The organism is Flavobacteriales bacterium (genome assembly GCA_013214975.1).
In the GTDB taxonomy this organism is placed as follows: domain Bacteria; phylum Bacteroidota; class Bacteroidia; order DT-38; family DT-38; genus DT-38.
Map to the genome: position 1 here is coordinate 1 of JABSPR010000043.1, position 1,908 is coordinate 1,908.

General features: G+C 35.3%; 2 protein-coding genes. Both read left to right on the plus strand.

Going from position 1 to position 1,908, the window contains the following annotated elements; all coding sequences use genetic code 11:
- A partial coding sequence (locus tag HRT72_02655) for a hypothetical protein (GenBank protein ID NQY66611.1) occupies positions 1-568 on the plus strand: 568 nt, incomplete at its 5' end.
- A gap of 47 nt (positions 569-615) precedes the next feature.
- Complete coding sequence (locus HRT72_02660; protein ID NQY66612.1) at positions 616-1,281, plus strand: T9SS type A sorting domain-containing protein; 666 nt, start codon at positions 616-618, stop codon at positions 1,279-1,281.
- Positions 1,282-1,908: the final 627 nt, after the last annotated feature.

Sequence of the window (1,908 nt, forward strand, 5' to 3'; positions counted from 1 at the left end):
AAATGATAAGGCCAGTCAACAAGCTTGGTATCGTTTTCTAAGAAACGATAATACCACTGAAGAAGAAGAAATTACAAAACAGATTACTGATTTTTGCGGTATCGCCACAAGAGGTCGAGTAGTATTAAGTATTCAGGACACAACAGAAATTAACCTTTACAGCCATAAAAACAGGATACATCATAATGAATCGATTGGCAAAACAGCTGCACCTAAATATGGTTTAGGCTTTATGATACATCCTTCGTTTGTAATCGATGCATGGAGTGGCTTTCCTTTTGGTTATTCTGATGTTAAAATATGGAACAGGTCTAATGATAAGATTACCCAATATGATCGTAAATACAAGCAACTTCCAATTCAGGAAAAAGAATCATACCGTTGTATTGAAGCTTCTATTAAAACGAAACAAGCACTTGCAGAAGCAGAAAGAATAATTATTATCCAAGATAGAGAAGGTGATATTTATGAGCAATTTGCCACAATTCCCGATAAGAGAACAGACCTCTTGATTAGAGCAAGGAACAACAGAGTTTTGGAGGGAAGAGGAAAGAGTTTTTTAGAGTGAGTTGGAGTTCAGAATCTTTTTTTTAATTTTAATCCAAAACCCAATACATGAAAAAACAATTATTCTCTATTATCATTCTTGTTGCGTTGACTATAATCGTTCGGGCAAATATCACTTATACAATATGCGATGGCGACTGGACGGATGAAGCTATCTGGGAAAATGGTAATACTCCTGTTCAGGATGATTCCGTATTTGTTTTAAATAATGTAACCATCAGCGGAGATCTACAACTAAATGATAATCATATCGAAGTGAATCAAGAATCTGAATTATGTGGTCTTTTTAACTTAGACATAGATGCAGGTTCTAAATTAATTATTGATGGCAGATTAAAGGTTCAAAGTATAAGTTTGTCGGATTCGTGCATTATTTCTTCGACTGGGACAATATATACCAATTCTTTCATGTTTGATGGCTTACTTAAAATTGATGGATCTATGGCAATTGGTTGGTCGGGCGAATGCTCAGAAAAGATTGAATGTACCGTTGGCATTGAAAAACATGAAACAATCAAGCCCTTAATCACTCATTATAACAATACAGTTACAATAGAGGGAAATGGCTCAGTATCAATCTTTAACTTAACAGGGCAGCTGGTGCATCAATCAAGGATCAATGGAAATGCTTCAATACCACTTGCTAGAGGAATTCATTTGATAAGAGTAACGACAGAAAGCGAAACAACTATTAAGAAGGTTTATTTGAATTAAATGGAAAGCTGAGCGTTGATTAGCAACAGAACAGTTCCAGCATGAGTATTGAGGGATTACCCTCTTGCTCTTTACTCTTGCTCTAATCTGTTTTGTGACCCCGATAGGACAGCTTTCGAACCATCAACTCCTTGAAGACTTGAAGCTTTTCTGGGGTTTAAAGGGATATCTGATTAACAAAATGCCCCATTCCAAAAATAAATCTTTACGCAAGCTATGAGCATTGATAAACTTTTAGAATGGCATATACTTCAAGACCCTTGCAAAGAGTACATTTCAATAACTCCGGGCAAACAACACGACTAAATACCTGCATGTCAGATTCTTAACACATGTCTTTGATGGATGAAATTAGAGAAATCTCCGACCTTGGCAGATAGTTTTTGTGATTTAAGAACAAGAAAGATAAAGACTGCATTTTTCACACAAATGAATACACTATTAGATTGGAATAAAATAGGTTCTATTATAGATTGGAAAAATCGGTGAAAGTGAGCACCCTTATTTAAAGATTTTTTTTGGCTATTGCGCCACCTTTGATTACTAAATTAAATAGTGATCAAAATGGCAAACAAATCAATAGCTATGAATAAATTACGCAGCATAATACGCCTCCATAACGAAGGC

What these genes read in the sequence shown, in the direction of transcription:
- HRT72_02660 (NQY66612.1), top strand. Translation starts at nt 616, where the DNA reads ATGAAAAAACAATTATTCTCTATTATCATTCTTGTTGCGTTGACTATA.